Origin of the sequence: Pseudanabaena sp. lw0831 (assembly GCF_016584665.1) — a bacterium.
GTDB lineage: Bacteria > Cyanobacteriota > Cyanobacteriia > Pseudanabaenales > Pseudanabaenaceae > Pseudanabaena.
The window spans coordinates 18,722-41,400 of record NZ_BBJB01000084.1; the positions used below are offsets into that span (position 1 = coordinate 18,722).

The window sequence follows — 22,679 nt, forward strand, 5'->3', positions numbered from 1 at the left end:
AATTGAAGGAACAAATTATGGAAATGCAATCCGTTGACTCTAGTGCAATTCTTGAGATTGGATATAATGAGTCTACACAACAAATGAAAATCAAATTCAAACAAGGTAAAGTCTATGATTTTTGTCAAGTTCCAAAACACATATTTCAAGGATTATTAGAATCGAGTTCTAAAGGAACTTATTACAATAATCACATAAGAGATAATTATCAATGCTGAAATATTGCCGTTAAATAATGTCAATCAAATAAATGTAAGGTAGGATTTTGAAAATAAAGCGTCTTAAAGTTGATGGATTTAGATCCTTAGTTGATTTTGAAATCACATTTGATGAGAATCTAACAATAATTGTTGGAGAAAACGATAGTGGAAAAACATCATTAATTGACTGCCTCAAAGTTATTACCCAAGGGCGTTCAGTTACGCTTGATGATATAACCTATGGAAAAGACCAACTTACAATTTCTATTGAAATCGATGATTCCATTTTTAATCGAGTTTACGAGCGTAGCAATAATAGTATAAGAGAGATCTCATTCCATGAATTGCCAACACCTGCTTCTCTTGATAAAATTCTGGAGCGCCTCAATAGCAATCAATCTAATGAACAAGATAAAGATTACATATTCGAGACAGCACGTAGATTTGGATCAACGGTAAGAGCAAATTCAAATCTTGACAACTTAAAAAATGGGATCATAGAAAAGATTGGAAATCGCACTGAAAATTTGGTCATCCAAAATGCTACATTTCCACGTTTCAACAATATTCAATTAGATGGTCGTCAATTTGAAAATATTTCAGATTTCTTTAAAGAGGTATTCATAAAAGAGAAACAATCTAGTATTTGGCAGGAGCGTATCGATGAAAATTCTACGATAGAGGATTTTGTAAAAGATCGAATAAGCGAATATTCAACAGAAATATCGCAGCAGTTAGAGGAGTTAGGAATACTTGACAAGATGCGAATATTCCTTCGAGATTTGACTGATGTGAAAATTGAGCTAATATGCCAACCGCGAAACCTAAATATAGAGGCAAAAGTAATATTTCTTGAGAATGGAAATGAAATCAACATTGACAATAAAGGAGATGGCACAAAGCGAAGAATAACGATGGCTCTTCTTGAGTTTAAAAAAGAGAAATCGCTAGTTCCTGGTGATGATAAAACTGTTTACCTGCTCGATGAACCAGATACGCATTTACATGTCAAAGCTCAAATAGATCTTGTTAACACAGTCGAAGCTTTTGCTCTGTCTGGCAATCAGGTCATTTTGACTACTCACTCTCCGTTTATTATGAATTCTGTAAAGCCGAGTCAGGTCAGATTGCTGAGCCGATATAGAAATAACACATCTGTTGTATTCTTAAAAGAAAATCCATTAGCGATAACACAATCGCTTAGATCATTAGGAGTTGAAAATACTCATTTATTCTTCTCTCGTCAAATTGTACTAGTTGAGGGCGAGACGGAAGAAAATTTTATCTCATCATATTATTTGGCACGTACTCAACGCACAATTTCCTCTGGGCTAATCAAGGTTATAAACGCTCAAGGGATACAGAATATTCCAGGATTTGCAAAGGCAATACTTGAATTACATGGTTCAGAAAAAGTTTATGTTTTATATGATAATGATGCTTCAGAAGAACTTGTAAGTCTTATTAGATGTCTTAATCTTCCAGAATGTCAGAATTTCCAAATAGGGCATCGTGAGTTTGAAGATGCATTTGATTCCCTAGTTTTATATCGGTGTTGGGTTGAGTATCATAATGAATGTGGTCGAACCCATCCAAATACGTGGTGTGTTGATGCAATTGAGAATCTTAAAAGCGAATGCACTACTAGTGAAGATAAGAATAAATTTTCTAAAGCTCTAAAATCTCTGAATCAGGGGGGCAAAAAGATGACTAAGCCTCTATTCGGTCAGGCTCTCGGAACTTATATAACGTCAGAAGAGCTACCTCTAATCATAGGAAATCTCTTCACACTTTTATGCTGATCGGCAATATTACTAAGCCAATACCGCAATGTATAACAAATTACTGCACCCGACCGTATGCTAAACTTCCTATATTACCCTAGATTATTGGCGGCGGGTGAGTTCAACCGTTATGCCGAAATCGATAAGTTCGTTAAGGTTGTTTGTTTCTAGCCAAATTAGGCAATTAATCAAATCTTTAAAATCTAAGGAGTGCTACTTACTCATGACTGTTTCAACTTCTACAACAATGAGAAAGGCTTACCAAGTTATTCAGATTCGTGTTCAACTGCTAGGGCGTGGAATGACCAATGAGATTATGAACCTTTATGTGAACGGGAAGCGTCTTAAACCCAAAGTGAAGACTATACATGAATTTTTAAACTACTTAGGTGCTCAAGGTTTCTGTCTTGTAACCGCTGAGTTGGAAACTGAAGGAATCTACACACATTTTTACACTTTACAGCGTGAGATTCTAACTCAGCAACCTCCCGAAGGAGATATTTTTGATGAACTTGCCAAAGCAAAGGAAGGTGCTGATTTTGGAGACACAGTTAAAAATCTTCTTGAAGGTGGACTTGATCGTCTTGCTTAATTATTGATAAGTGATCGTAGCATAACAAATCGTTGCACCTGACTTAATGAGGCGATCGACGATAAGCCAAAACTATCGTGAGCAGGTGAACTCAGCCGTTAGCCAGCAAGAATTAGGAGACTGATCAAATAGGAAATGAATCATGAAATGCTTTAGTACTTCTACGATTATCCGAGCTTCGCCGGAAGCGATCTGGAACATTCTGGTTGACGGAAATAACTGGTTGCAGTGGAACCCCACTATTGCCAAAATCGAAGGAAATATTGCTCTCGGCGAGACGTTGAAGGTACACACAAAGATAAATCCAAATCAAGCATTCCCAGTCAAAGTAAGCGAGTTCATTCCCTATGAACAGATGGTTTGGACGGGCGGGATGCCGTTTGGACTCTTTAAAGGCGAGCGTACCTACAGTTTGTCTAAGCAGATGGATGGATTTGTGGAGTTTTCAATGCGAGAGATGTTTAGTGGGCTTATGGCACCATTGATAACCCAATCAATTCCTGATCTTCAACCTTCGTTCGATGAGTTTGCCGCTTCACTGAAGAAACGGGCGGAAGAGACTCCTTGATTAGGGAGCAATCGACTGGTATGCTGCCTAACAATCCCGTTGCACACCGACCCGACCCGCCGAAAGGTTATCTGTTGGGAGTTTGAGGTTATCTCCGGCGAGTGAATGGGGGCGTTATACCGAATCGACACGCCCGTTAAAGTTGTCTTTTTTTACGAAAATAGGCAAGCAAAAATGGTTGACTTCGTTGTTTAGTTCCGAAAGGTTATTGGCGATCGCAAAGTCAAATAATAGCACTGTTGGATAATAACGACTAGAATCGCTGAAATCCTCACAGAGAATAGCTTTCAAGCCTTTTGATTAAATATCCTTGAAACTTTTGCCCAGACTAGGTTACAAGACTTTTTGATTGCCCAACAGGGCTAATTATTAAGCAATCGCCAATAATTGATCACTTTTATTGCTAAGCACTAAGTACGAGCCAAGAAGATTTGAGAAGCGATATTTTGTATCGCTTCTCAAATCTTCTTGGTGTACCACCAAGCCCATGCGATGAGTACTGCTTGCAGTGGCAACCGCCCCCAACGTAATAAGTCTGAGTCGGGAATTCCATCTATTTGAATACGATTAACTGCCATGTTGATATTGGCAGGAAATACAGCAATGAATAGGGCGATCAATCCCCATGCTGCGGCTTGACTGACTGGGGGAACTAACAAGCCAACTCCACCTAAAATTTCAAATACGCCACTAATGTAAACCAAAGCTAAAGGATAAGGTAAAAAAGAAGGAACGATCTTCACAAAGGGATCGGGCGTTACCCAGTGAAGTGTCCCTGCGGTGATCATGAATATCGCAAGCAAGACCCGTAAAACTGATTTAATTGTGAGCATATCAAAATAGTGTTAATTGTTGTGGCGGCGGAGTTAGATCATTCCAAGGCAAGGCTGGCACAGGAACATTTGCTTTTTCTAGCATTTCCTGAAAATATTTAGCATTATGCGGCGATCGCTCTTCGATAGGACAATGCATAAAAAAATAAATTTGGGTTCCATTAACTAACCAGTCTTGCAAATAAGTCACCCATTCTTGCCAAAAGCGAATATTTAAATCGCGATCGGGATGGCTAATGAAACGCACAATGCTAAAGGGTGCTGTCACTAAAGGTTGTAAAGGTAAATTTGGCTTACGACGTTCCTGCTGCACAGGGATTGACAGCGCGGGATCAATTTCATCACCTGAGGGCAGATCGTATATTGGTCGAGAATCGAGTAACACTCGACCAACACCTAGATTTTGTAATAGCGTATTCAGGCGATCGCAATGGGGCGCTTTAAACCAATCCCCATGACGTACTTCCAGAGAAATTTGATAGTTTTTTGTCGGCAAAGCTCTGAGAAAACTTTCTAAATCAACAAAATTAACTGGGCTATAGCTCGGTGGCAGTTGGACAAATAGCACACCTAAGCGATCGCCAAACCCAGACATTAAACCTAAAAAATGTAACGCCCGATCGATATAAGGCAGTAACAAACCATTATGGGTTAATTGTTTTGGGAACTTAGGACAAAACTTAAAATTTGCGGGAGTATCCTTTGCCCAGCGCTCAACAGTCTGGCGATCGGGGATCACATAAAAAGTCGAATTTACCTCTACGGTTGCTAGGCGATCGCTATAGAGTTGCAAAAACTCCGTTGAACGGCTCCCTCTAGGATAAAAATCACCAACCCAACCTTTATAAGCCCAAACCGCACAACCCAAATAAAATTGAAAGTCCATAAAAACTCGCTCTTTATTAAATCGCAGAACACTTGCGACAATTGCTATAGCATATATATGAATATCTGATAGAAATGTAATTGTTGTATAAGTCTCAACTATGTTACTTTGTGTCAAAGTTTCTTAGTAGATGAAATCAAATATGCAGCACTTAGATGATCTAGCCAAAGATCAGCCAATCACTCCATGGGATGGCAAAGTTTTGCGAAGTCGAATTGTCAAAACTTTAGAGTTGGTGCAAGACGCGATCGCTATCTCTCTTTGTATTGGGCTGTTTTGTGTCATGGTGTTGCAGCTTAAAGAGATTTTTCTATCTTTATTAACCACCCTGCACTTTCATGACATCACTGCAGATATTTTATTCATCCTCATTTTAGTGGAATTATTTCGGCTATTAATTATTTATCTACAAGAACAGCGAGTTTCGATAGGAGTTTCCGTAGAAGTCACCATCGTTTCTGTATTGCGAGAAGTGATTGTTAAAGGATTGTTAGAAGTTGAATGGAAGCAAGTCATGGCTACATGTGCTTTTTTAATTGCTCTAGCCCTACTATTAGTAGTCAGGGTTTGGTTGCCGCCCACATTTGAAGGCGTTGATCCTCAACAAATAGCCTCCGCACGACGCAAGGACAAAAAAATTACAGAATAAAACATAGAGGGGCGCGTTGCGCCCCTCTATGTTTTATTCTGTAAAAGCAAAGAGGGGCGCATTGCGCCCCTCTTTGCTTTTACTTGATTTGGTTAAGTAACTGCTTAATTGTTTTGATTAATTCAGGTGGATGATAGGGCTTAGTTAAGTAAGCATCTGCCCCCTGCTTCATGCCCCAGTACTTATCAAATTCCTCACTTTTGGTTGTACACATAATTACGGGTACATTCTTCGTAGAGGCATTATTTTTTATCCAACGGCATAACTCATACCCATTCATTTGAGGCATGACCACATCGGTAACAACGAGATCGGGAGTAAAAGCTTTGAGCTTTTCAACTGCCTCAGCACCGTTATTGGCTTCCGTAACTTCTATACCGTGTTGTTTCAAATGTGCTGAGACCATCTCCAACACCATCGGACTATCGTCCACTACGAGGACTTTTACCATGACTGCTTTCCTTGTTTTCCAGTTGTGCGTTAGCGTAAATCGTCATCAAAACTCAATACTTTTGAGAATTAAGCCCATTTAAAACGATCAATTGCTAATGCAATCATAAAATTTCTAAAACCTTAAAAGTAGGATAAGGTTAAGAATATTGCCTAATCAACATTAACTGTTTATTGATCATGTGTGTTTACAGAATTGTTGATTCAACTCTATTTAATCAATGAACAATATTAATGAAAGACATTGATATTGTTGACAGTATATCAGAATGCATCTTGGTTAGAGTGCTATGGCAATGGTTACAGTTGATGGTTTAAGTAAAATTTATAACATTGCGGTCAAAGATGCGGGAATAGTTGGCACTCTTAGACACTTTTGGCATCGTCAATATCGGGCGATCGCAGCGGTTAAAGATATTTCCTTCGCGATCGCATCGGGGGAAATGGTCGGCTTTTTGGGGCCAAATGGTGCGGGCAAGACTACGACGCTGAAAATGCTAACAGGCTTAATCCATCCATCATCGGGGCATGTCCAAGTTGCAGGGCATATCCCCTTTGATCGAGACACGAGTTTTTTGCAAAAAATCACCTTAGTCATGGGGCAGAAACAACAATTAATTTGGGATCTGCCAGCCCTTGACTCTTTAAAAATGAATGCGGCGGTGTATGACATCCCTGACAAAGTATTTAAGCACCGCCTTGGTGAGCTGACAGAGATGCTATTGCTGGAAGGAAAGCTCTCGCAGCCCATGCGAAAACTCTCCCTCGGTGAGCGCATGAAGGCAGAATTATTGGCGGCTTTGATGCACCAGCCCCAAGTTTTGTTTTTAGATGAGCCAACTTTGGGCTTAGATGTGAATGCCCAAGCAAGTGTACGGGAATTTTTGCGGGAATATAATCAGCGATACCAAGCGACGATTATCTTAACAAGTCACTATATGGCCGACATTACGGCTTTATGTAAACGGGTGTTGCTGATCCATGAAGGTGGTCTGATCTATGATGGCAGTCTCGAAGGGCTGCATAATAATTTTGCACCCTATCGAGAAGTGCGCGTGGAGCTATCCCAACCGATTACCGATCGCGAAGTTTTACAGAAATATGGTCAAATCTTAAATATTGATGGTCAAGCAGTTTGTTTTTTAGTGCCGCGAGAAAACTTGACTAAGGCGGTTTCGCAGATTCTTGCCGAATTAGAAATTCTGGATCTCTCGGTAAATGAACCTGCGATCGAAGAAGTAATCGGGCGTGTTTTTCGTGCTGGTAGCGTCGAGCAGAACTAACCCTAAGAGATTTTGTAAAAGCGTTGCTTCGCAACGCTTTTACAAAATCTCTTAGTTCGGGTTTGAGCGCAAAGCGCTGGGGGCTAGATATTTAGCAACTTCAGCAATTGTCACTGGCTCATTCGATGGACTGGGGACATCAACAACGATTAAAAAGCCGTCGATTTTGCTCTTGCCCACAGTATTTAAAGCATTGAGAATTTTTGGCATATCGGCTTTGACCAAACTGCCTCGATCATCATAAATTTCTAGCGCCGAGAGACAGCCAAGCGTGGCGTTCCAGTCAAAGTTTTTGGTGTTGACCACTGCGGGTTTGTTACGAAAAAAGTCGATCGCGGCGCCACTGCCATGAATCCGAAATAGCGATCGCCCCATAGTCCCCGCCAAATAAGCTTGCTGAATTGGCTCGTAATTGCGCCATGTGGGCGGTAAAAGCGTTTGATAGACTTGTAAATCCCCTGTGAATTTACCTTTTTGTTGTGGCAAAAAAGCATTCACGCCATCCTCAAAGGGTAAAAATAAATTTACCAGCGCAAACTGTCCATAGGCGTGAAACACTTCATCATCAGGTTGTCGAGTAAGCCCTTCCATGCGATAAATTCCTTGTGGAGTGCGCCCATTGCTAAAATTCCAATCGAGATTATGGATGGACTGAAGCAGTAACGGTGCTGACCAAAATTGTTTGTTTTGTCTAACAAATTGCCCCTGACGATCCTTTAAAACTGCTAGACACAAAATATCGCGATTAGGACGACAAAGAACATACATATGCGCCTGTTGTGGCGCGATTTGCCATTTCAATAAATCTGTAAGATTGGGAATTGGTATTTTTTTTGCAAGTTGGCGATCGCTTTGAATATTTTTGATTGTAGTTAGCAGATGGAGATCCTGCTCCCAGTTAGGAAAGCGTTGTTGTACCTTGAGGCTCAGTTTATCGATTTGGATTTGGGAAATATTTGCCGATGGATAACCCGCTGACTTGGCGATCGCGGCTAGGGAAATCGCCACCCATTGCGGGTCAGTACTATAGTCAATGGTGCGCAAAAAATGCTGCTTAAGCTTGCCATAAACCGTAGGTTTGAGTGTATAAAGCTGTGTGGCAACTTGGATCGCTGTGTCAATAATCCCTTTTTGGGGATCGGTGAGGTTTGCGGCTGTCGTCATCTGCAAAACATTTTCTAAGGCTTGCAAGGCATAGTCTTTTTCGGGTGCTAAAACGCCGATCGCCCATAAAGATTCTTGCCAATGCGCGGCATTACTTTCAGTGAGAGGATATTTCTGAAGATCAAACCTGCTAGGATTCGATTTCTGCTGTTGGTCAAGTATCTGGGCATCTCTAGCGCTCGTTGTAGCTTTAGGTTGGTAAGCGCGGATTGGTGGAGTTTGCGCTTTAACTGGTTGGGGCGGATTCGCAGCGACAAAAAAGGCGATCGCTGCCACAGCAGCACTTGACATGAATTGATACATAATTTCTTAGCACAAAAAAATAGGGAAGGCGCAAAGTGCTTTCCCTATTTTATAGCGGTTTTCATTTTGCCTACGGCAAAATGAAAACTCAAAAATATTACTGAGATTGATTTTTTGTTTTCAAATGAGTATGCACTCATTTGAAAACCGCTATAGTATGGAGCTAAGCGGATTCGAACCGCTGGCCCTCTCAATGCCATTGAGATGCGCTACCAACTGCGCTATAGCCCCAGAAATCAGCTAATTTATTAGCTTATCTATAATCGCGCAAATCGAGATTTATGTCAAATGCGATCGCCAAAAAATTAAACCAGCACAAGTTTATTGCGTGTACCAACTTTTGCGCCTTTGTTGCATTTGATCAATTTCAGCCTGTTGAGAACTGAGAATCTCTTGAGCCAGTTTTTGAATTTCAGGACGCTTTGACTTCGCGATCGCATCTTTTGCCATCACTAAAGCACCTTCATGATGGGGAATCATCGCTTCTAGAAACCGTAAATCAAATTTATCGTCAGCACGTCCCAAGTCCACACTCATCATCATATTGCGACGAAATTCGGGAGTCATTGCCATCATGTGATTAGATTCTGCGTGCCACTTCATCAACTTCTCATCAGCCTTGGGATACCATGTTTTGCGCCATTCTCCCATCTGCGCGATTTCCTTCTTTTGTGCTTGAATGATTTCTTGTGCTAACTTCTTTAATTCAGGACGCTGAGAATTTTTTAAGACATCCTCGGCCATAGCGATCGCGCCTTGATGATGTGGTGTCATTCCATCGATAAAGCGCAAGTCATAATCAGCATCGGCAACACCTAAATCCATTGAACTATGGGACATGTCATGGGACATCATGCCACTTGAATTCTGCACTGGCAATGGTTTGTCTACAGCTTTTGTAGGCTGAGCTGATGGAGTAGTAACAGGTACTGAGGCAGAATTATTCGCTGTACAAGCTGTCAATCCGCTACTTGCTGCCGCAGTGACTATTAGTATCAGTGAAGCAATTCGATGTTTTGCAATATGGAACAACATATTTGAGACTCAGGAGCTAAGACAAAAAAATGATTTGACAATACCAATTCTCAAAATGGCGTTGTCATTTTGAGAATTGGTGTAAGAAAAGGTTTAATACAGCAACAAGTGCTATTTATACCAAGTTTGATGCCACTGACGCATCTGCTCAATTTCGGTGCTCTGAGCTTTAACGATCGCATAAGAGAGCGTTCTCATCTCATTGCGATCGCTGTCAATGATCATGCTGGACATCATCAGCGCCATTTTGTGATGGGGAATCATCTCTTCAATAAAGGCTTTGTCAAAATCAGGAGCATTTTTGAGGGCTTTAAGATCGATTGCCATCATATTCTGTATTCCCATAGGCTTCTTGGTTAGTATTGGCTTTTTCATTCCCATCATGCCACTGTGATCCATGTTGCCATGATTCATGGTTGTAGCAGTCGGAACTTCTGTGCCATACCATTGCTTATACCAAGATTTCATTTGCGCAATTTCGCGAGTTTGATCGATCTTGATTGATTCCGCAAGTTTTTTTATCTCAGGACGTTTAGACAGTTTGAGAGCGAGATCTGCCATTTGCACAGCGCCTTCATGGTGAGGAATCATCATTTCGATAAAATGGCGATCGGTTTGCTCTCCTGCCATCATGCCATGCATCATCATGCCTTGCTGCGGCATCATCTGACTAATAACTAGACGTGACGTTTGTTCTGCTTGGACAACATTAGTAGCAGCGGCAACGGCAGTGCTACCGACCAAAATGCTAGCAATACCCAAGAGCAAAGCCTTATATTTTTTGGGACTGGTCTGATTCTCTCTGGCTGAGTTTTGAGCATCTTTAGAGTTCATAGATTTTCCCTAACGTTCTATTTCTATTTTACTTCAAGAAAATGAAATCAGAATGAAACCCGATTTTTGCGATCGCATTGAACTCACGACTCACAGTAATTGAGATCGACTGAACCTTACACTGACAAATAGGCAATCACCTATTTGTCAACCTCAAAAAATCAATAGTGATATGTTAAGGTTGAACCAATGGATCTCTCGGAATTACTATGCAAAGCACCCAAGCACTGATTTTGCCCGATGCTCCCACTTCTCAACCTCCCACAAACAAAATTAGCCTCCCCGATCATACGCAACTACCCGACTCAGACGGAACCTTTGTGAAAAATTTTCAGGAACATCCGCAAAGCGTCATTTTAACTAGTTCCATTGAGCCAGTCCTACAAAAACTACATCCTGATGGGCGCTACTGTATCGGACAGGATAGCGGTATCTACTGGCGGTTGACCGAACCAGCCGAAAAGGGAGCCGAGGCTCCAGACTGGTTTTATGTTCCCAACGTACCACCACTTCTCGATGGAGAATATCGCCGTTCCTACGTGTTATGGAAAGAAGTTGTCGCGCCCTTAATTGCGATTGAGTTTGTTTCTGGTAATGGTTCCGAAGAACGTGATGCCACACCTCCTAGCAAAAACGACAAAGTGGGAAAGTTTTGGGTCTACGAACAAGCCATTCGCATTCCATTCTATGCCATTTTTGAAGCGAAGAAAGCCTCTGTTGAGGTTTATCATCTAGTTGATGGGCAGTATGAGAAGCTATCGCCCAATGATCGTGGACATTATCCGATCGCAGTGATGGGAGTCGAGCTTGGCATTAAAGAAGATGCCGGGCTACCTTGGTTACGTTGGTGGGATCAGACTGGTAATTTGTTATTAACTGGAGATGAAAGGGCTGTACGTTCGGATGCGATCGCAGACCAAGAACGTCTTGCTAAGCAACAGGCTGAGCAGAGACAACAACAAGCTGAGCAAAAAGCTGAACGACTTGCTGCAAAGCTTAGAGCGTTAGGAATTGACCCTGACGAAACATAATACTAATTCTCGCAAATTTAGAACTTCTACTTACTCCTTAAATCAACAGAAGTTCAATTTTATTGATTTGGATTCTGATCGTCTGTTTGATCGTTGTCTGGATCTTCGAGAAGTCCGAGTCTCAATAATTTTTTAGCGAGAACATATACGTCTTGCTTACTGCCATCTTTGCGAATCCCTAAAGCTACAACTATGACAGTGACTTGCATATGTTCGATCGCGTAAATTATGCGATATCTTTGTCCGACTGCTCGCACACTGTAATAACCATCTAGCTCTCCTAGCAATGGGTTTCCTTGCATTTCAGGAGATTCTTGGAGCTTATCGATGCGATCGCTAATTTTTTGACGGATGCGGCGATCGCTGATGTCTTTTAATAATTTGAGGGCTGTAGGCTGAATGACGATGCGATACATTACAGGTCTAATTCTTGTTTAGCTAATTCCCAATCTATTCCTTGTGCTGATTTTACCTCAGCAATTCCTTGACGCAAGTTAGCTATGAGATTGGCATCACCATAGATTTCTAAGGTTTCGAGTATTGCTTCGTAATGCTGCCATGTCATCACAGCCAAGACTGGTTTGCCTCTACGGGTAATGGCAAGCGTTCCGCCTTGTTGGGCAAGCTTTTCGGGTAATGAGGTTAGCTCGTGTCTTGCTTCGGTAATTGGAATGTTAGATAACATTGTCTTTAAGTCCATCTGTACATCTAAGTGTACATCTAAATGCAAAAAATGCGATCGCCTATCACTTCATCTATATTGCAATCAAGCTTTTTGGATGTATTTTGTATTGACAACGTAAATACATTTTGGCTAAAATACAAAACTATGGACGCGTATTTTGTACTAAACAGCATTAACTTCGTTTGGGAAGAAGAGAAGGCTCGAATTGATCCTGTTAATCATGAAAACTGAAGCTTTAAAAAAACGACTGGATCGAGATCGTCCGATGACGACAGTGACAATCCGTATTCCTGAAGATGTAATTGAAGACTTGAAAAAAGTCGCACCATTATTAGGCTTTTCTGGGTATCAGCCTCTAGTTCGCTCTTACATTGGTCAGGGACTTCGTGCCGATCTTGAGAGGTTGGATGGAGATACCGTTTCTCTGCTTATCGCGAGTCTGAAACGTCATGGGGTAAGTGATGAGGTGATTCGTGAGGCGTTGAGTGAGGTTGCTTAATAAGTGCTTATCGCCTATTAATTGTTTGATTTTATAGATTGCCAAGCCACTCTAAAGCAAAATCGCTAAATGCGATCGCAAAAATGCGATCGCATAGCACTCACGACTCACACTAATTGCGATCGCTAATTTAGACCTTCCACTTACTGCCTAAATACACTTTTCTTAATATCTCAGAGTCGTTAATTTCTTGGCCATAGTTTTGCTCAGATGCGTCGAAACCAATCAAAAATAATCTGAAAGAGATTTTTGCGGTGGGTGCGTCTGTGGGGTTTAGGTTTAGGGTCTGGTAGAGACTTCTTATACCAGTCTGGCAATTCTTCTAGTTCATCTTTAATTTGGAAACGCTTGAGCTCTTTTGCCACAGTTTCTAGCGGTGCAAAGAATTTGTCTGAGCCCTGAATCTTATGATAAAGCCCCAATTCTTCAAATATTTTTCTCGAAGCATTGAGAACCTTTATAGACTCACCACTGCGACTGATTTTTTTTAGGACAAGTCCTAGCCCTTGGAGAGAAGATGCTTCAACATAGCGATTGCCGATTTCTCTGCAAATCACAAGAGACTGCTTATAAAACTGAACTGCTCGCTGATACTGTCCTAAACTTCGGTAGGCTTCGCCTAGATTGCTGAGAGCAATTGATTCACCATTGCGATCACCTATTTCTCTGTTGATTTTTCTCTGCTGCTGATGGAAATCAATCGCTTGCTGATACTTTCCTAGATTTTGGCTGACATTGCCTAGATTACCAAGAGAAGCTGCTTCACCATCGCGATCACCTATTTCTCTGTTAATTTCTAGAGACTGCTGATGGAATTCAATCGCTTGCTGGTACTGCCCTAGTGAATAGTAAGCACTGCCTAGATTACCAAGAGAAGCTGCTTCACCATCGCGATCACCTATTTCTCTGTTAATTTCTAGAGACTGCTGATGGAACTCAATCGCTTGCTGGTACTGCCCTAGTGAACCGTAAGCACTGCCTAGATTACCAAGAGAAGCTGCTTCACCATCGCGATTGCCTATTTCTCTGTTAACTTCTAGAGACTGCTGATGGAACTCAATCGCTTGCTGGTACTGCCCTAGTGAATCGTAAGCAAGACCTAGATTGCCAAGAGAAGCTGCTTCACCATTGCGATTGCCTATTTCTCTGTTAATTTCTAGAGACTGCTGATGAAACTCAATCGCTTGCTGGTACTGCCCTAGTGAACCGTAAGCAAGACCTAGATTGCCAAGAGAAGCTGCTTCACCATTGCGATTGCCTATTTCTCTGTTAATTTTTAGAGACTGCTGATGGAACTCAATCGCTTGCTGGTACTGCCCTAGTGAACCGTAAGCAAGACCTAGATTGCCAAGAGAATTTGCTTCAACGTTGAGATCTGCTATCCTTCGAGATATTTCTAATGCTTGTCGATCAAATTCAATTGCACGCTTGAATTCACTCAAACTACGGTAAGCAATCCCTAGCTCAAGCAAAATATTCATCTGCCTAGAGACATTGCGATTGGATTTTGGGTCAGAGCCAGATGGGTTATCTTCCATCAAGAGTCGATGCAATAAATCGATTCGTTCTTGTTTTTCAGGTTTGATATAATTGTCAATAATCCGACCTGAGCCAATTGTTTTTGCTTCAGCAAAATCTCTAGTTTCCTTTGTAGTCTGAAACTTAAACACACCAGATTTCCAAGCCCAAAAGTCGGGTGCAAAATTTGCTACACGGGTGATCGCATAGTCTGGCAACACAAACACCACAGGATGAGGAACCATGCGTGCATAAGCATCGCGTACAAAATTCAAATCCACTAAAAACGGCGGATATTCCCCCACCACACCGATCGCATTTTCTAAGCCACTGAAGACCAACACCAACTTCTTCTCCTCTTGGCGCTGCAAAGTCTCTAAACGTTTTTCCAACTCGTCCAACAACCGCAACTTAGGCTCGATAAATTCCCATACCTCCAACTGCATCGGCTCTAGTTCAGGATCGTGATCCAAAATATCTGCGATCGCAGCCGCTAGTGCTACCCCATCCTGCCAAAAATTACATTCCGCAAAAGCAATTGTGAAACCCGAAGCCAAATCTAAGAGTGACGTTATGCTTCGTAACGCATCATGATTGAGCGTCATAAATTCACTTATATCTAGAGGAACTTCTGGACTATAACTTTCTAGATCAGTCGGATTCATAGGGATTTATCTAAACAATTAGGGATTTTGTTGACGATAATCTTCGAGCGCTCTTTGGAAAATATGACTTCTAATCACCACAGGATTAGGATAATTCCAGCGACTCGTACCGTTATACTCTAATACCGAAATATTCGTCAGCATCAATTGTCCAATCTCATTCTTTGGTGCATTCTTATTCAAATATACCTGTACCAAAATCGGATAATGCTCTGTCGGAATAATTCGCTCAAAATTAAACTGTTCCTGATTAATCGCATAGATCACATCTTCAGCCGTTACCTTTGTCCTGCGAACAGATCCAGATCTCGCATTTTCGATCGCCTTTCGCACCATTTGCATCATCTGGCGCACATGCCCACCACTCGCCTTAGCTAACTCGATCAAGCCGTCACGCGACTCAAATACTGCATTCACATCAACCCTTTTTTCTACTAAACTTGCGATCGCATCCAATCCTTTATCATCATAATCAGGCTCATTTCCACTGCGATCCCTCACATCATACCGATAGATATTGATCATCGGAATAATATGATAGTTCTCAAAAGTATTATTCACATTTTGAGGAGAATAAACAACTGAGATTGGCACTGTGTAAATAATTGGGCAATGTAGCTCCTTTAGCTGTGAAGCATAGTCAAAGAACAAATGATTGGCAACATCTACAGGGCTACGGTCTAAGTTATCAAAAACGAACAAAAATCCTTTGCATTGAGGAAACTTCTGTTTCCATTTACTAAAAGCGTCAGCCAACAGTAAATTTACATCCGACTGCAACCGCGAAATGTCCTTTGACAAGGTTTGCCGAATCGTTTTCTTTTCCTTTGCCGAGCCTCGGATTTGGGCAAGCAACTTTACAACCAATTTTGCTAAAAATGTTGGTAATACTGGTAATCCTTTGTCAGAAACTTCTGCATTGAGTGTTAGCTCTCCTTGTAAAGAAACTGACTGCTCAACCGACTCTTCCGTTTCATTGGTGACTTCCTTAAACCAATCCTCCACATTTTTCAATAGTTCTGCATCAAACTTTAATCGCTCCTGTCGCAATACATAGCCCACCCACTTAAGCACAATCAAATAGATATCTGTATAAGCCGCATCATTGACATCCGTATCAAGGGTTGCATCAATATAAATTATCTTATATTCCTTTTCCCACTGCCTTTGGATTTGCACCAATTCCGTACTCTTACCACAACCACGATGTCCCGTAAATAAGATGGTGCAATGATCGCCCGATTCTAAATCTTCCAGAATTAAGCTAATACTGTTAATTGCATTAGTTTTACGCGATGCTGACAAATCCACGTAATATTGCCGTAATTCCTCACTCTGCATCACCGATGGTGCAAGATTGCACACGCGATAGGCATCTTTGAGGTTTGTTGCCAATAGGGTCGGTGATGTTGTCATAGGTTTAGCATTCAGAATTTTAGGCTCAAGATTAGCAGCAATTCGCAACACTAATCATAACATTGCGATCAACTACCACCATAAGCCGATCAGGGCGAGATTAACTTCGGTGTAACTTGTGCCTTCAGTTGGTTGTACTTGATGTTGACTAGCGAGAATCTCCCGTAGAGCTTCCAATTCAATATTATTTTGCGCGATCGCTTTATTTAACTTGTCCTTAATAGGCTTCAGAACTAAGCGAATCTGCATCGCCCGAATCGAGTCAGGGGCACGATCTTCAACGAGGACATGGCTTTGTAGTAAATTAATTGATTTGAGATTTTGTTGCATAGCGATCGCGGTGATTTCTTTGCTCACTTCATCCACAAATTGACGATTGACATATTTCAACACCACTGGCTCCAGCAAAAACATCACCTCATCCTGTTCTGAGACTTTCTCAATTAGCGATCGCCAGCGCAATGACTCCAGAGCATTGATTAATTCAGAACCAGAAGTTTGCAAGTTCATCTCCGATCGCAAGGTTGAGAGGGACACTGGACGATGCTTAATTGCTAGCCAATACAGCACATCTTTTTCTAGTTTTGAGAGACGCTCAAACTGTTGATAGAGAAGAGTGCGTAATACATCACCTAGAGCTAGAGCCGTCTGTCTGAGAAACTCCGAAACATTACCATTAAATAATTCCTGAATCGTCCCCGCCACGATCCTTAAAGCAGAAGGATTGCCACGATATTGTTGAACTAAAGCATCTAAACCATTTTCAGTCCCTTTAAAACCTCGCGCTCTTAATAATTCAAAAGCATCTTGTCGCTGTAATCCATTCACTTTGTAATAGCGAATCGGCTGATCTTCCCCTTGATGCATCGATATTTCCTTCGGCTGTTCCCGCCCAATCAAAATTACTGAGCTTTGATGTCGTTCCGAACCAACGCGCTGTAATAATTCCGAATGAGCTTCGCAACCTTGGCGATAGGCTCCCACTAATTCCCCATCTTGGAGCGTTGCCTCAAAGTCATCTAGTACAACTAAACAACGCTTTTGGCGCAAAATTTCTAACAGATCGGAAATACCACAACCAGTTTGCTGCGAACTATTCAGAAATTGCAACAGATCGGCGATTAATTGTGCGGTCGGCTGTGCCCCACGCAGCGATCGCCAAATAAAACAATCAAACTCCGATTGGATATTTTCGACCAGTTTTACTGCCAGCGCCGTCTTGCCGATACCGCCCATGCCGCAAATTGCCAAAAGATGACAGCGATCGCGCACAACCCATTGTTCTAACTTGGCAAGCTCTTCAGTGCGTCCATAAAAAGTCTGAATATTTGGAGCCTCGCCCCAATCAGCCACATTTGTCCCAAAACTAACTTGAGAGTTTGCAGTTGTATTATGCAAACTTTGGCGTTGTGCTTTATATCCTTTAGCCTCCAACCACTCAGGCACTTTTTCCCAGCGTAGGGTATTGATTGGCTGATCCGCGATCGCCTCAAGCGATCGATACAACCCCTTATTTAACTCAACTCGCAAAGCCCCTGAAGTCCAAGTCAGCTTAAACGCAAGCTGCCCTGGACGATAACGACATAGCAACCCACGCAAGCAAGCCTTTTCAAATGGCTTAATTTCTTTGCCACTAGAAGCTTGTAAATCTGCATAAAGCCGATTTAAATCCCAATTTTGGGCAGCTTCGGGGAACAGCCCTTCAATGTGATCATTGTCAGATAACATGACAGGATATGGCGGCGAGCGATCGCATAGATGTGTGTCGGAAATATCGATTATTTATTTATCGATTTATCTGAATCGTAACAAAAAAATGGCGATCGCTAGAGATAATGCTTGAAGTGGCGGATTGTTTCAGACTCAAATTCATATAAAATCATGCAAGTACCTCAGCATAATTAAAAACCCAGAGCCAAAATCTGTACCGCCCGCTACGCGGGCAGTATAGATTTTTGGGTTTTATATTTAATTGTGCTTAGCTATTTATACACAAACATCGAGTAAAGCCAGCAATGTTAAGTAAGCTGCAAGAACTAGGAACAAATGCAGATGGTCGCTATGCCAGCGATGCAGAATTGCAGTTTATGGATACCTATATCAACTCCTTTGATTCACGAGTTGAGGCTTATCGCCGCATCAAAGAAGTAGAGAAAGAGATCGTCGAAACTGTTTTACAAAAACTGCGCACATCCTATCCCAAATTGCTTTTACCAAAGGGAGAGGACTTGCAAGGTAAATGGAAACAAGACACTTTAAGGGTTTTACGTCATTCGGCAATGACCGTTTTATTAGATGACCCAGAGCTTTTACGACAGCAGTTCTTGTATTGGTTTCAGACGATCATGCAAGCCTTTGGGGCACAAGAGGTTTGTAATATCACTTATTTGATCATGCAAGATGTGGTCAAAGATCTGCTGCCCAAAAATGTTGCCGATTTGTTATGTCCCATTTTGGAGATAAATCGACAGTTTCTGGGACCTCAGCCCAAAAGTTCGTAAATAAAGATGCGATCGCTAAGTATCACTTCTACTTTTGTGTTTTTTTACATTGTTATACAATAAATTTACAAAAAAATTTGCAGACTAAATGTGAGGAGTTAGAGCTTACCTAGCTCGTTAGTAATTATGGGGAAAATCAATTCTGCCTCGTGGCGAACGCGCCTCCGTTTCCTAGTTTTAACGTTCTTAGGATTCGCGATCTCAATGATGATCAATTTTCCTTTTTGGGCGGTAGCTCAGACTCCTAACAGTGATACTGCTAGCAACAACATTAATCAATCCCCCCCACCTAACCAAGTTGATCAACCAGCGCCACCTAATCTACCGATAATCAGACCATCTAATGGCAATGAATTGCGCGGTATCTGGCTTACTAATGTCGATAGTGATGTTTTGTTTTCGTCTCAGAGTCTTGAAAAGGCGATTAAAAGATTAAAGCGTTTAAAATTTAACACCATATATCCAACGGTTTGGAATCGAGGATACACGCTATACCCTAGTAAAGTTGCCAAAGAGAGTTTTGGTGTACCTGTTTATCCCATACCTGAGCTTAAAGAGCGAGATATGCTTGCCGAAGCGATCAAGTTTGGACATGAACAAGATTTTGCGGTAATTCCTTGGTTTGAGTATGGCTTAATGACTGAGGAAGGCTCGGAGTTAATGCGCCAACATCCTGACTGGATCACCCAGCGTAAAGATGGCTCCCATGTTTTCCTGCATGGCGAAAGAGATCAACATCGCCTTGCTTGGCTCAACCCCGCACGCCCTGAAGTCCAGAAATTGCTCACAGATTTGATCGTAGAAGTTGTTACCAAATATGATATTGACGGCATTCAGCTTGACGATCATTTTGGGATGCCAGCAGAACTTGGGTACGATGATTACACGATCGCTTTGTATAAGAAAGATCACTTCGGTAGATTGCCACCAGAAGATATCAATGATCCTGCATGGATGAAATGGCGTGCTAAATACGTCACCAATTTAATGAGAAAGATATCTAAATCAGTTAGAGCGATCAAACCTAACTGCTTAATTTCTCTTTCCCCCAATCCTAAAGAGTTCTCTTATAAGAAATACTTACAAGATTGGTATAGCTGGGTTTATCTCAAATATATTGATGAATTAATTGTGCAGGTATATCGTGATGATATTGACAATTTTAAGCGGGAATTAGAACGCCCAGAGTTGCAAGAGATTCGCCTAAAAATCCCTGTAGCGGTGGGTATTTTGACGGGTTTAAGAGTCCAAAATATCGATATGAGGCAAATCAAGGGTCAAGTCAAAATCGTGCGTGAACTCACCCTTGACGGTTTCTCATTCTTCTTTTACGAAACTTTAGGTAATCGTGATGCTTCCTTTGAGACGCTCTTTTTTGCACCTGCGCCCCGTCCAGATTTAAGAAATATTGCTTCTAGCTAAAAACAAAAGCGGCGCGTTGCGCCGCTTTTGTTTTTGAGAGAGTTGCGGCGCTTCGCGCCGCAACTCTCTTTTGATTTTTGATACATTTAGAGAAGGCTATATCAAAAAAAAGTTTTAATCTTCTCAATAAATAGATCTGGACTCTCAAAATGGATATTGTGACCACAGCTAGATATCTCTTCTAGCTGTGAGTACTTGCATAGCTGTTGCATTTGTCGATTTATTTGCACAAATTTGAGATCTAACTCACCCACAAGTAATAGCAACGGAATCTCATTTTCAGAGAGCTTTTCCCATAATGATGGTTGCATTCCTGTACTGAGATTGCGTAAGGATTTACATAACTGCGCGGGAGAGTTGTTTAACCTTTGCTCTAGCATCTGCGCAAAATTTGGATGCGATCGCAGGTTAGCAAAAATGGGCTGCTGATACCAATTTTCTAGTAATAATCGAAAATCACCAGTTTCTAGCTTTGTTGCCATTTGCAGATCCTTGGCTAGGCGATCGCGTCTGGCAACGGCTGATGACAATCCTGCGGATGCAGATTCGAGCACAACCCGATGAAAATATTGCGGGAAATGGATTGTTAAATATAAAGCCAATCTACCGCCCATCGAATAGCCAACTAAGAAACAACAATCTATACGAAGTAAATCCAAAAATTTGATGACAAAGTTTGCGCTGGACTGTATTGTGTAGGAGTCATCTTGATCCGTCCTTTGATCTAAAGCACAAGTCTGACCATGCCCCAGCAAATCGATCGCCACACAGTAAAACTGTTTCGACAAAATCGCGATCGCTTGTTTGAACTCAAAACGATTTCCCATAAATCCATGCAAAAACAAAATTGTGGGATGCTTGGAATTGCCCTCTGAGCAGTAGCTAAAACAATAATTATCAATTTGCACCTTGAGTACCATAACCAAATAATGCAAGCGAGACCATGAACGAACAGGAAATTCTGAAAGAAATTGAGAGCGCCAGAGATGCTGAAGCAACATCTCTTTATCTTAGTGAACTACAGATGGTGTCAGTTCCTGAAGAGATTGGCAAGTTGAAACATCTAGTATGGCTGTATCTCAGCGAGAATGAATTGACCTCTTTACCAGATGCGATCGCGAATCTACAAAAACTAACATGGCTGCATCTTGAAGCTAATCAACTGCCGAAAATTCCTGATGCAGTCATGAAGCTCAAAAATATTACAGTGCTAAATTTAGCTGAAAATCGTATTTCTAGTTTGCCATCGGATCTTGGCAAATTATCAAATTTGGCAAGATTTGCAGTTAACAATAACTCTTTAAGAGAGTTGCCATCTGAGATTGGATTGCTTAAGTTTTTAACATGGCTTGATTTGAGTGAAAATAAGTTGGAAAGACTACCGCCAGAAATTGTTAACCTCACCAATTTAACTGAGCTAGATTTACGAAAAAATAATCTAACTAATTTACCCGAAGAAATAGGCAATCTTTCCGCACTTACAGATCTCTATCTTGGCAATAATCAACTAACTAGTCTTCCATCTGCGATCGGTAATCTCAGAAAGATCACAGAACTAGATTTGTCTTACAATCAGCTAACGGCTCTGCCTCATGAAATCTCAAATCTTAAGAGTCTTGTGCGCCTAGATCTAAGAGGCAACTCTATTGATGCAGCCTCTTTAAATAATTTGAAAAATGGCATGATTTTAATATAAAACCCCAAAAACATTACCGCCCGCGTAGCGGGCGGTAATGTTTTTGGGGTTTTGTATTAATGACAAAAGAAAAGCAGCGCTTGGCGCTGCTTTTCTTTTGTCATTAATGATGATATCTGAAGAGAACAAAGAAATACTCGTTTATATCAATGTATTGTCAATAGCTTCGATGCTTCTCTCAGATTGATTTTGATAATTCCCTAGACTTATTTCTTACTTTCAATGTTTTGAAATAGTATTTTTAGCTAATACTTTTAGCTAGTGTGAGCAATGTACATAGACTATCAAGCGAACAATTACCAGACAATAAGTTAATAAGCCAATTAACTTGCCTATTAATTTAGTAAGTTAATGAGCAGCCACAGCTTCGCGTACAGGAATGACGGTTACTGACTTGACATCCTTACTCTTGTTGCGAGTGTCGTTAATGCTAACAACTGTATAAGTCTTGGTATTATCTGCACGAAATACATCGCCCACAGAGAGAGGCTTGTTGTAGTTCAATGCACCAATAAAGCGTTGGTGAAGATCTGTCATTAAATACTGCATAAACTCCTCGTTTAATATTGAAAGTCTGAAAACGCGATCGCCCCATATGTATAGCATATGTTGCTGCTGCCATCTGTATACCACTGTTTCCGCGATTGGTATATAAAATTTCTTAT

The 22,679-nt window shown here is 41.2% G+C and carries 24 protein-coding genes and 1 tRNA gene; 11 read left to right on the forward strand and 14 right to left on the reverse strand.

Features of this window, described 5'->3' with window-relative positions; all coding sequences use genetic code 11:
* Positions 1-17: 17 nt before the first annotated feature.
* The 4 genes from APA_RS17705 to APA_RS17720 all read left to right on the forward strand — a co-directional run bounded on the left by APA_RS17705 (position 18) and on the right by APA_RS17720 (position 3,144).
* Complete coding sequence (locus APA_RS17705; RefSeq protein ID WP_201323581.1) at positions 18-218, forward strand: KTSC domain-containing protein; 201 nt, start codon at positions 18-20, stop codon at positions 216-218.
* A gap of 47 nt (positions 219-265) precedes the next feature.
* The gene (locus APA_RS17710) at positions 266-2,002 is read left to right on the forward strand and encodes an ATP-dependent endonuclease (protein WP_201323582.1); all 1,737 of its coding nucleotides are present in this window, start codon (positions 266-268) and stop codon (positions 2,000-2,002) included.
* Positions 2,003-2,207: 205 nt separating this feature from the next.
* On the forward strand, positions 2,208-2,576 hold the full coding sequence (locus APA_RS17715; protein WP_201323583.1) for a hypothetical protein: 369 nt from the start codon (positions 2,208-2,210) through the stop codon (positions 2,574-2,576).
* A gap of 142 nt (positions 2,577-2,718) precedes the next feature.
* Positions 2,719-3,144 carry an SRPBCC domain-containing protein gene (locus APA_RS17720; RefSeq protein WP_201323584.1) on the forward strand — a complete coding sequence of 142 codons (426 nt, stop codon included), beginning with the start codon at positions 2,719-2,721 and terminating at the stop codon, positions 3,142-3,144.
* 458 nt (positions 3,145-3,602) lie between these two features.
* Here the strand turns inward: APA_RS17720 and APA_RS17725 are convergent, their stop codons facing one another.
* On the reverse strand, positions 3,603-3,977 hold the full coding sequence (locus APA_RS17725) for a DoxX family protein (protein WP_201323585.1): 375 nt from the start codon (positions 3,975-3,977) through the stop codon (positions 3,603-3,605).
* Between the two features lies 1 nt (position 3,978).
* The gene (locus APA_RS17730) at positions 3,979-4,863 is read right to left on the reverse strand and encodes a DUF72 domain-containing protein (protein ID WP_201323586.1); all 885 of its coding nucleotides are present in this window, start codon (positions 4,861-4,863) and stop codon (positions 3,979-3,981) included.
* Positions 4,864-5,005: 142 nt separating this feature from the next.
* Between APA_RS17730 and APA_RS17735 the strand changes: the two genes are divergently transcribed.
* Entirely contained in the window at positions 5,006-5,512 is a 507-nt protein-coding gene (locus tag APA_RS17735) for a phosphate-starvation-inducible PsiE family protein (RefSeq protein ID WP_236579811.1), read from the forward strand.
* A gap of 79 nt (positions 5,513-5,591) precedes the next feature.
* Here APA_RS17735 and APA_RS17740 read toward each other — a convergent pair whose 3' ends face one another.
* Positions 5,592-5,963 (reverse strand): PleD family two-component system response regulator, encoded by a 372-nt coding sequence (locus APA_RS17740; protein WP_201323588.1) that lies wholly within the window; start codon positions 5,961-5,963, stop codon positions 5,592-5,594.
* A 289-nt stretch (positions 5,964-6,252) separates the two neighbouring features.
* On the opposite strand from APA_RS17740, the gene APA_RS17745 reads away from it, so the two are divergent.
* The gene (locus APA_RS17745; RefSeq protein ID WP_201323589.1) at positions 6,253-7,245 is read left to right on the forward strand and encodes an ATP-binding cassette domain-containing protein; all 993 of its coding nucleotides are present in this window, start codon (positions 6,253-6,255) and stop codon (positions 7,243-7,245) included.
* A gap of 51 nt (positions 7,246-7,296) precedes the next feature.
* Here the strand turns inward: APA_RS17745 and APA_RS17750 are convergent, their stop codons facing one another.
* The 4 genes from APA_RS17750 to APA_RS17765 form a co-directional block, all read right to left on the reverse strand.
* Positions 7,297-8,700, reverse strand: coding sequence for a hypothetical protein (locus APA_RS17750; RefSeq protein WP_236579813.1), 1,404 nt, complete (start codon positions 8,698-8,700; stop codon positions 7,297-7,299).
* Between the two features lie 170 nt (positions 8,701-8,870).
* A tRNA-Ala gene (locus APA_RS17755) sits at positions 8,871-8,943 on the reverse strand.
* 90 nt (positions 8,944-9,033) lie between these two features.
* Positions 9,034-9,747, reverse strand: a complete 714-nt coding sequence (locus APA_RS17760; protein ID WP_201323591.1) for a DUF305 domain-containing protein — start codon at positions 9,745-9,747, stop codon at positions 9,034-9,036.
* Positions 9,748-9,858: 111 nt separating this feature from the next.
* Positions 9,859-10,581, reverse strand: coding sequence for a DUF305 domain-containing protein (locus tag APA_RS17765; RefSeq protein ID WP_201323592.1), 723 nt, complete (start codon positions 10,579-10,581; stop codon positions 9,859-9,861).
* 209 nt (positions 10,582-10,790) lie between these two features.
* Here APA_RS17765 and APA_RS17770 point away from each other — a divergent pair, with 209 nt between their 5' ends.
* On the forward strand, positions 10,791-11,612 hold the full coding sequence (locus APA_RS17770; RefSeq protein ID WP_201323593.1) for a Uma2 family endonuclease: 822 nt from the start codon (positions 10,791-10,793) through the stop codon (positions 11,610-11,612).
* 59 nt (positions 11,613-11,671) lie between these two features.
* Here APA_RS17770 and APA_RS17775 read toward each other — a convergent pair whose 3' ends face one another.
* Positions 11,672-12,028, reverse strand: a complete 357-nt coding sequence (locus tag APA_RS17775) for a type II toxin-antitoxin system RelE/ParE family toxin (protein ID WP_201323594.1) — start codon at positions 12,026-12,028, stop codon at positions 11,672-11,674.
* Positions 12,028-12,297: a type II toxin-antitoxin system Phd/YefM family antitoxin gene (locus APA_RS17780; RefSeq protein ID WP_201323595.1), complete on the reverse strand. Its 270-nt coding sequence runs from the start codon at positions 12,295-12,297 to the stop codon at positions 12,028-12,030. The genes APA_RS17775 and APA_RS17780 overlap by 1 nt, the downstream gene beginning before the upstream one ends.
* Before the next feature lie 220 nt (positions 12,298-12,517).
* On the opposite strand from APA_RS17780, the gene APA_RS17785 reads away from it, so the two are divergent.
* On the forward strand, positions 12,518-12,796 hold the full coding sequence (locus APA_RS17785) for a hypothetical protein (RefSeq protein ID WP_201323596.1): 279 nt from the start codon (positions 12,518-12,520) through the stop codon (positions 12,794-12,796).
* Between the two features lie 206 nt (positions 12,797-13,002).
* Here the strand turns inward: APA_RS17785 and APA_RS17790 are convergent, their stop codons facing one another.
* From APA_RS17790 to APA_RS17800, 3 genes are all read right to left on the reverse strand, one after another.
* The gene (locus APA_RS17790) at positions 13,003-14,979 is read right to left on the reverse strand and encodes a tetratricopeptide repeat protein (RefSeq protein WP_201323597.1); all 1,977 of its coding nucleotides are present in this window, start codon (positions 14,977-14,979) and stop codon (positions 13,003-13,005) included.
* 18 nt (positions 14,980-14,997) lie between these two features.
* Positions 14,998-16,395: an AAA family ATPase gene (locus APA_RS17795; protein WP_201323598.1), complete on the reverse strand. Its 1,398-nt coding sequence runs from the start codon at positions 16,393-16,395 to the stop codon at positions 14,998-15,000.
* A 72-nt stretch (positions 16,396-16,467) separates the two neighbouring features.
* Positions 16,468-18,123, reverse strand: a complete 1,656-nt coding sequence (locus APA_RS17800; protein WP_201323599.1) for an NB-ARC domain-containing protein — start codon at positions 18,121-18,123, stop codon at positions 16,468-16,470.
* Positions 18,124-18,410: 287 nt separating this feature from the next.
* On the opposite strand from APA_RS17800, the gene APA_RS17805 reads away from it, so the two are divergent.
* Both APA_RS17805 and APA_RS17810 read left to right on the forward strand, forming a co-directional pair.
* Complete coding sequence (locus APA_RS17805; RefSeq protein ID WP_201323600.1) at positions 18,411-18,896, forward strand: phycobilisome protein; 486 nt, start codon at positions 18,411-18,413, stop codon at positions 18,894-18,896.
* A gap of 204 nt (positions 18,897-19,100) precedes the next feature.
* A complete protein-coding gene (locus APA_RS17810) occupies positions 19,101-20,318 on the forward strand; it encodes a glycoside hydrolase family 10 protein (RefSeq protein ID WP_236579815.1) in 1,218 nt (405 codons plus the stop codon).
* A 101-nt stretch (positions 20,319-20,419) separates the two neighbouring features.
* Here the strand turns inward: APA_RS17810 and menH are convergent, their stop codons facing one another.
* Positions 20,420-21,238 carry a 2-succinyl-6-hydroxy-2,4-cyclohexadiene-1-carboxylate synthase gene (gene menH, locus APA_RS17815; protein ID WP_201323602.1) on the reverse strand — a complete coding sequence of 273 codons (819 nt, stop codon included), beginning with the start codon at positions 21,236-21,238 and terminating at the stop codon, positions 20,420-20,422.
* Between the two features lie 23 nt (positions 21,239-21,261).
* Here menH and APA_RS17820 point away from each other — a divergent pair, with 23 nt between their 5' ends.
* Positions 21,262-22,014: a leucine-rich repeat domain-containing protein gene (locus tag APA_RS17820; protein WP_201323603.1), complete on the forward strand. Its 753-nt coding sequence runs from the start codon at positions 21,262-21,264 to the stop codon at positions 22,012-22,014.
* 348 nt (positions 22,015-22,362) lie between these two features.
* Here the strand turns inward: APA_RS17820 and APA_RS17825 are convergent, their stop codons facing one another.
* The gene (locus APA_RS17825) at positions 22,363-22,620 is read right to left on the reverse strand and encodes a hypothetical protein (RefSeq protein WP_236579819.1); all 258 of its coding nucleotides are present in this window, start codon (positions 22,618-22,620) and stop codon (positions 22,363-22,365) included.
* Between the last annotated feature and the right edge of the window lie 59 nt (positions 22,621-22,679).

Bases quoted from the DNA above. Each gene is read 5' to 3' on its own strand.
- APA_RS17775 (WP_201323594.1), bottom strand. From the start codon at position 12,028: ATGTATCGCATCGTCATTCAGCCTACAGCCCTCAAATTATTAAAAGAC.
- APA_RS17810 (WP_236579815.1), top strand. From the start codon at position 19,101: ATGATGATCAATTTTCCTTTTTGGGCGGTAGCTCAGACTCCTAACAGT.
- APA_RS17770 (WP_201323593.1), top strand. From the start codon at position 10,791: ATGCAAAGCACCCAAGCACTGATTTTGCCCGATGCTCCCACTTCTCAA.
- APA_RS17795 (WP_201323598.1), bottom strand. From the start codon at position 16,395: ATGACAACATCACCGACCCTATTGGCAACAAACCTCAAAGATGCCTAT.
- APA_RS17780 (WP_201323595.1), bottom strand. From the start codon at position 12,297: ATGTTATCTAACATTCCAATTACCGAAGCAAGACACGAGCTAACCTCA.
- APA_RS17720 (WP_201323584.1), top strand. From the start codon at position 2,719: ATGAAATGCTTTAGTACTTCTACGATTATCCGAGCTTCGCCGGAAGCG.
- APA_RS17750 (WP_236579813.1), bottom strand. From the start codon at position 8,700: ATGTCAAGTGCTGCTGTGGCAGCGATCGCCTTTTTTGTCGCTGCGAAT.
- APA_RS17735 (WP_236579811.1), top strand. From the start codon at position 5,006: ATGCAGCACTTAGATGATCTAGCCAAAGATCAGCCAATCACTCCATGG.
- APA_RS17765 (WP_201323592.1), bottom strand. From the start codon at position 10,581: ATGAACTCTAAAGATGCTCAAAACTCAGCCAGAGAGAATCAGACCAGT.
- APA_RS17785 (WP_201323596.1), top strand. From the start codon at position 12,518: ATGAAAACTGAAGCTTTAAAAAAACGACTGGATCGAGATCGTCCGATG.
- APA_RS17730 (WP_201323586.1), bottom strand. From the start codon at position 4,863: ATGGACTTTCAATTTTATTTGGGTTGTGCGGTTTGGGCTTATAAAGGT.
- APA_RS17725 (WP_201323585.1), bottom strand. From the start codon at position 3,977: ATGCTCACAATTAAATCAGTTTTACGGGTCTTGCTTGCGATATTCATG.
- APA_RS17760 (WP_201323591.1), bottom strand. From the start codon at position 9,747: ATGTTGTTCCATATTGCAAAACATCGAATTGCTTCACTGATACTAATA.
- APA_RS17705 (WP_201323581.1), top strand. From the start codon at position 18: ATGGAAATGCAATCCGTTGACTCTAGTGCAATTCTTGAGATTGGATAT.
- menH (WP_201323602.1), bottom strand. From the start codon at position 21,238: ATGGTACTCAAGGTGCAAATTGATAATTATTGTTTTAGCTACTGCTCA.
- APA_RS17790 (WP_201323597.1), bottom strand. From the start codon at position 14,979: ATGAATCCGACTGATCTAGAAAGTTATAGTCCAGAAGTTCCTCTAGAT.
- APA_RS17805 (WP_201323600.1), top strand. From the start codon at position 18,411: ATGTTAAGTAAGCTGCAAGAACTAGGAACAAATGCAGATGGTCGCTAT.
- APA_RS17715 (WP_201323583.1), top strand. From the start codon at position 2,208: ATGACTGTTTCAACTTCTACAACAATGAGAAAGGCTTACCAAGTTATT.
- APA_RS17745 (WP_201323589.1), top strand. From the start codon at position 6,253: ATGGCAATGGTTACAGTTGATGGTTTAAGTAAAATTTATAACATTGCG.
- APA_RS17825 (WP_236579819.1), bottom strand. From the start codon at position 22,620: ATGCTATACATATGGGGCGATCGCGTTTTCAGACTTTCAATATTAAAC.
- APA_RS17820 (WP_201323603.1), top strand. From the start codon at position 21,262: ATGAACGAACAGGAAATTCTGAAAGAAATTGAGAGCGCCAGAGATGCT.
- APA_RS17800 (WP_201323599.1), bottom strand. From the start codon at position 18,123: ATGTTATCTGACAATGATCACATTGAAGGGCTGTTCCCCGAAGCTGCC.
- APA_RS17740 (WP_201323588.1), bottom strand. From the start codon at position 5,963: ATGGTAAAAGTCCTCGTAGTGGACGATAGTCCGATGGTGTTGGAGATG.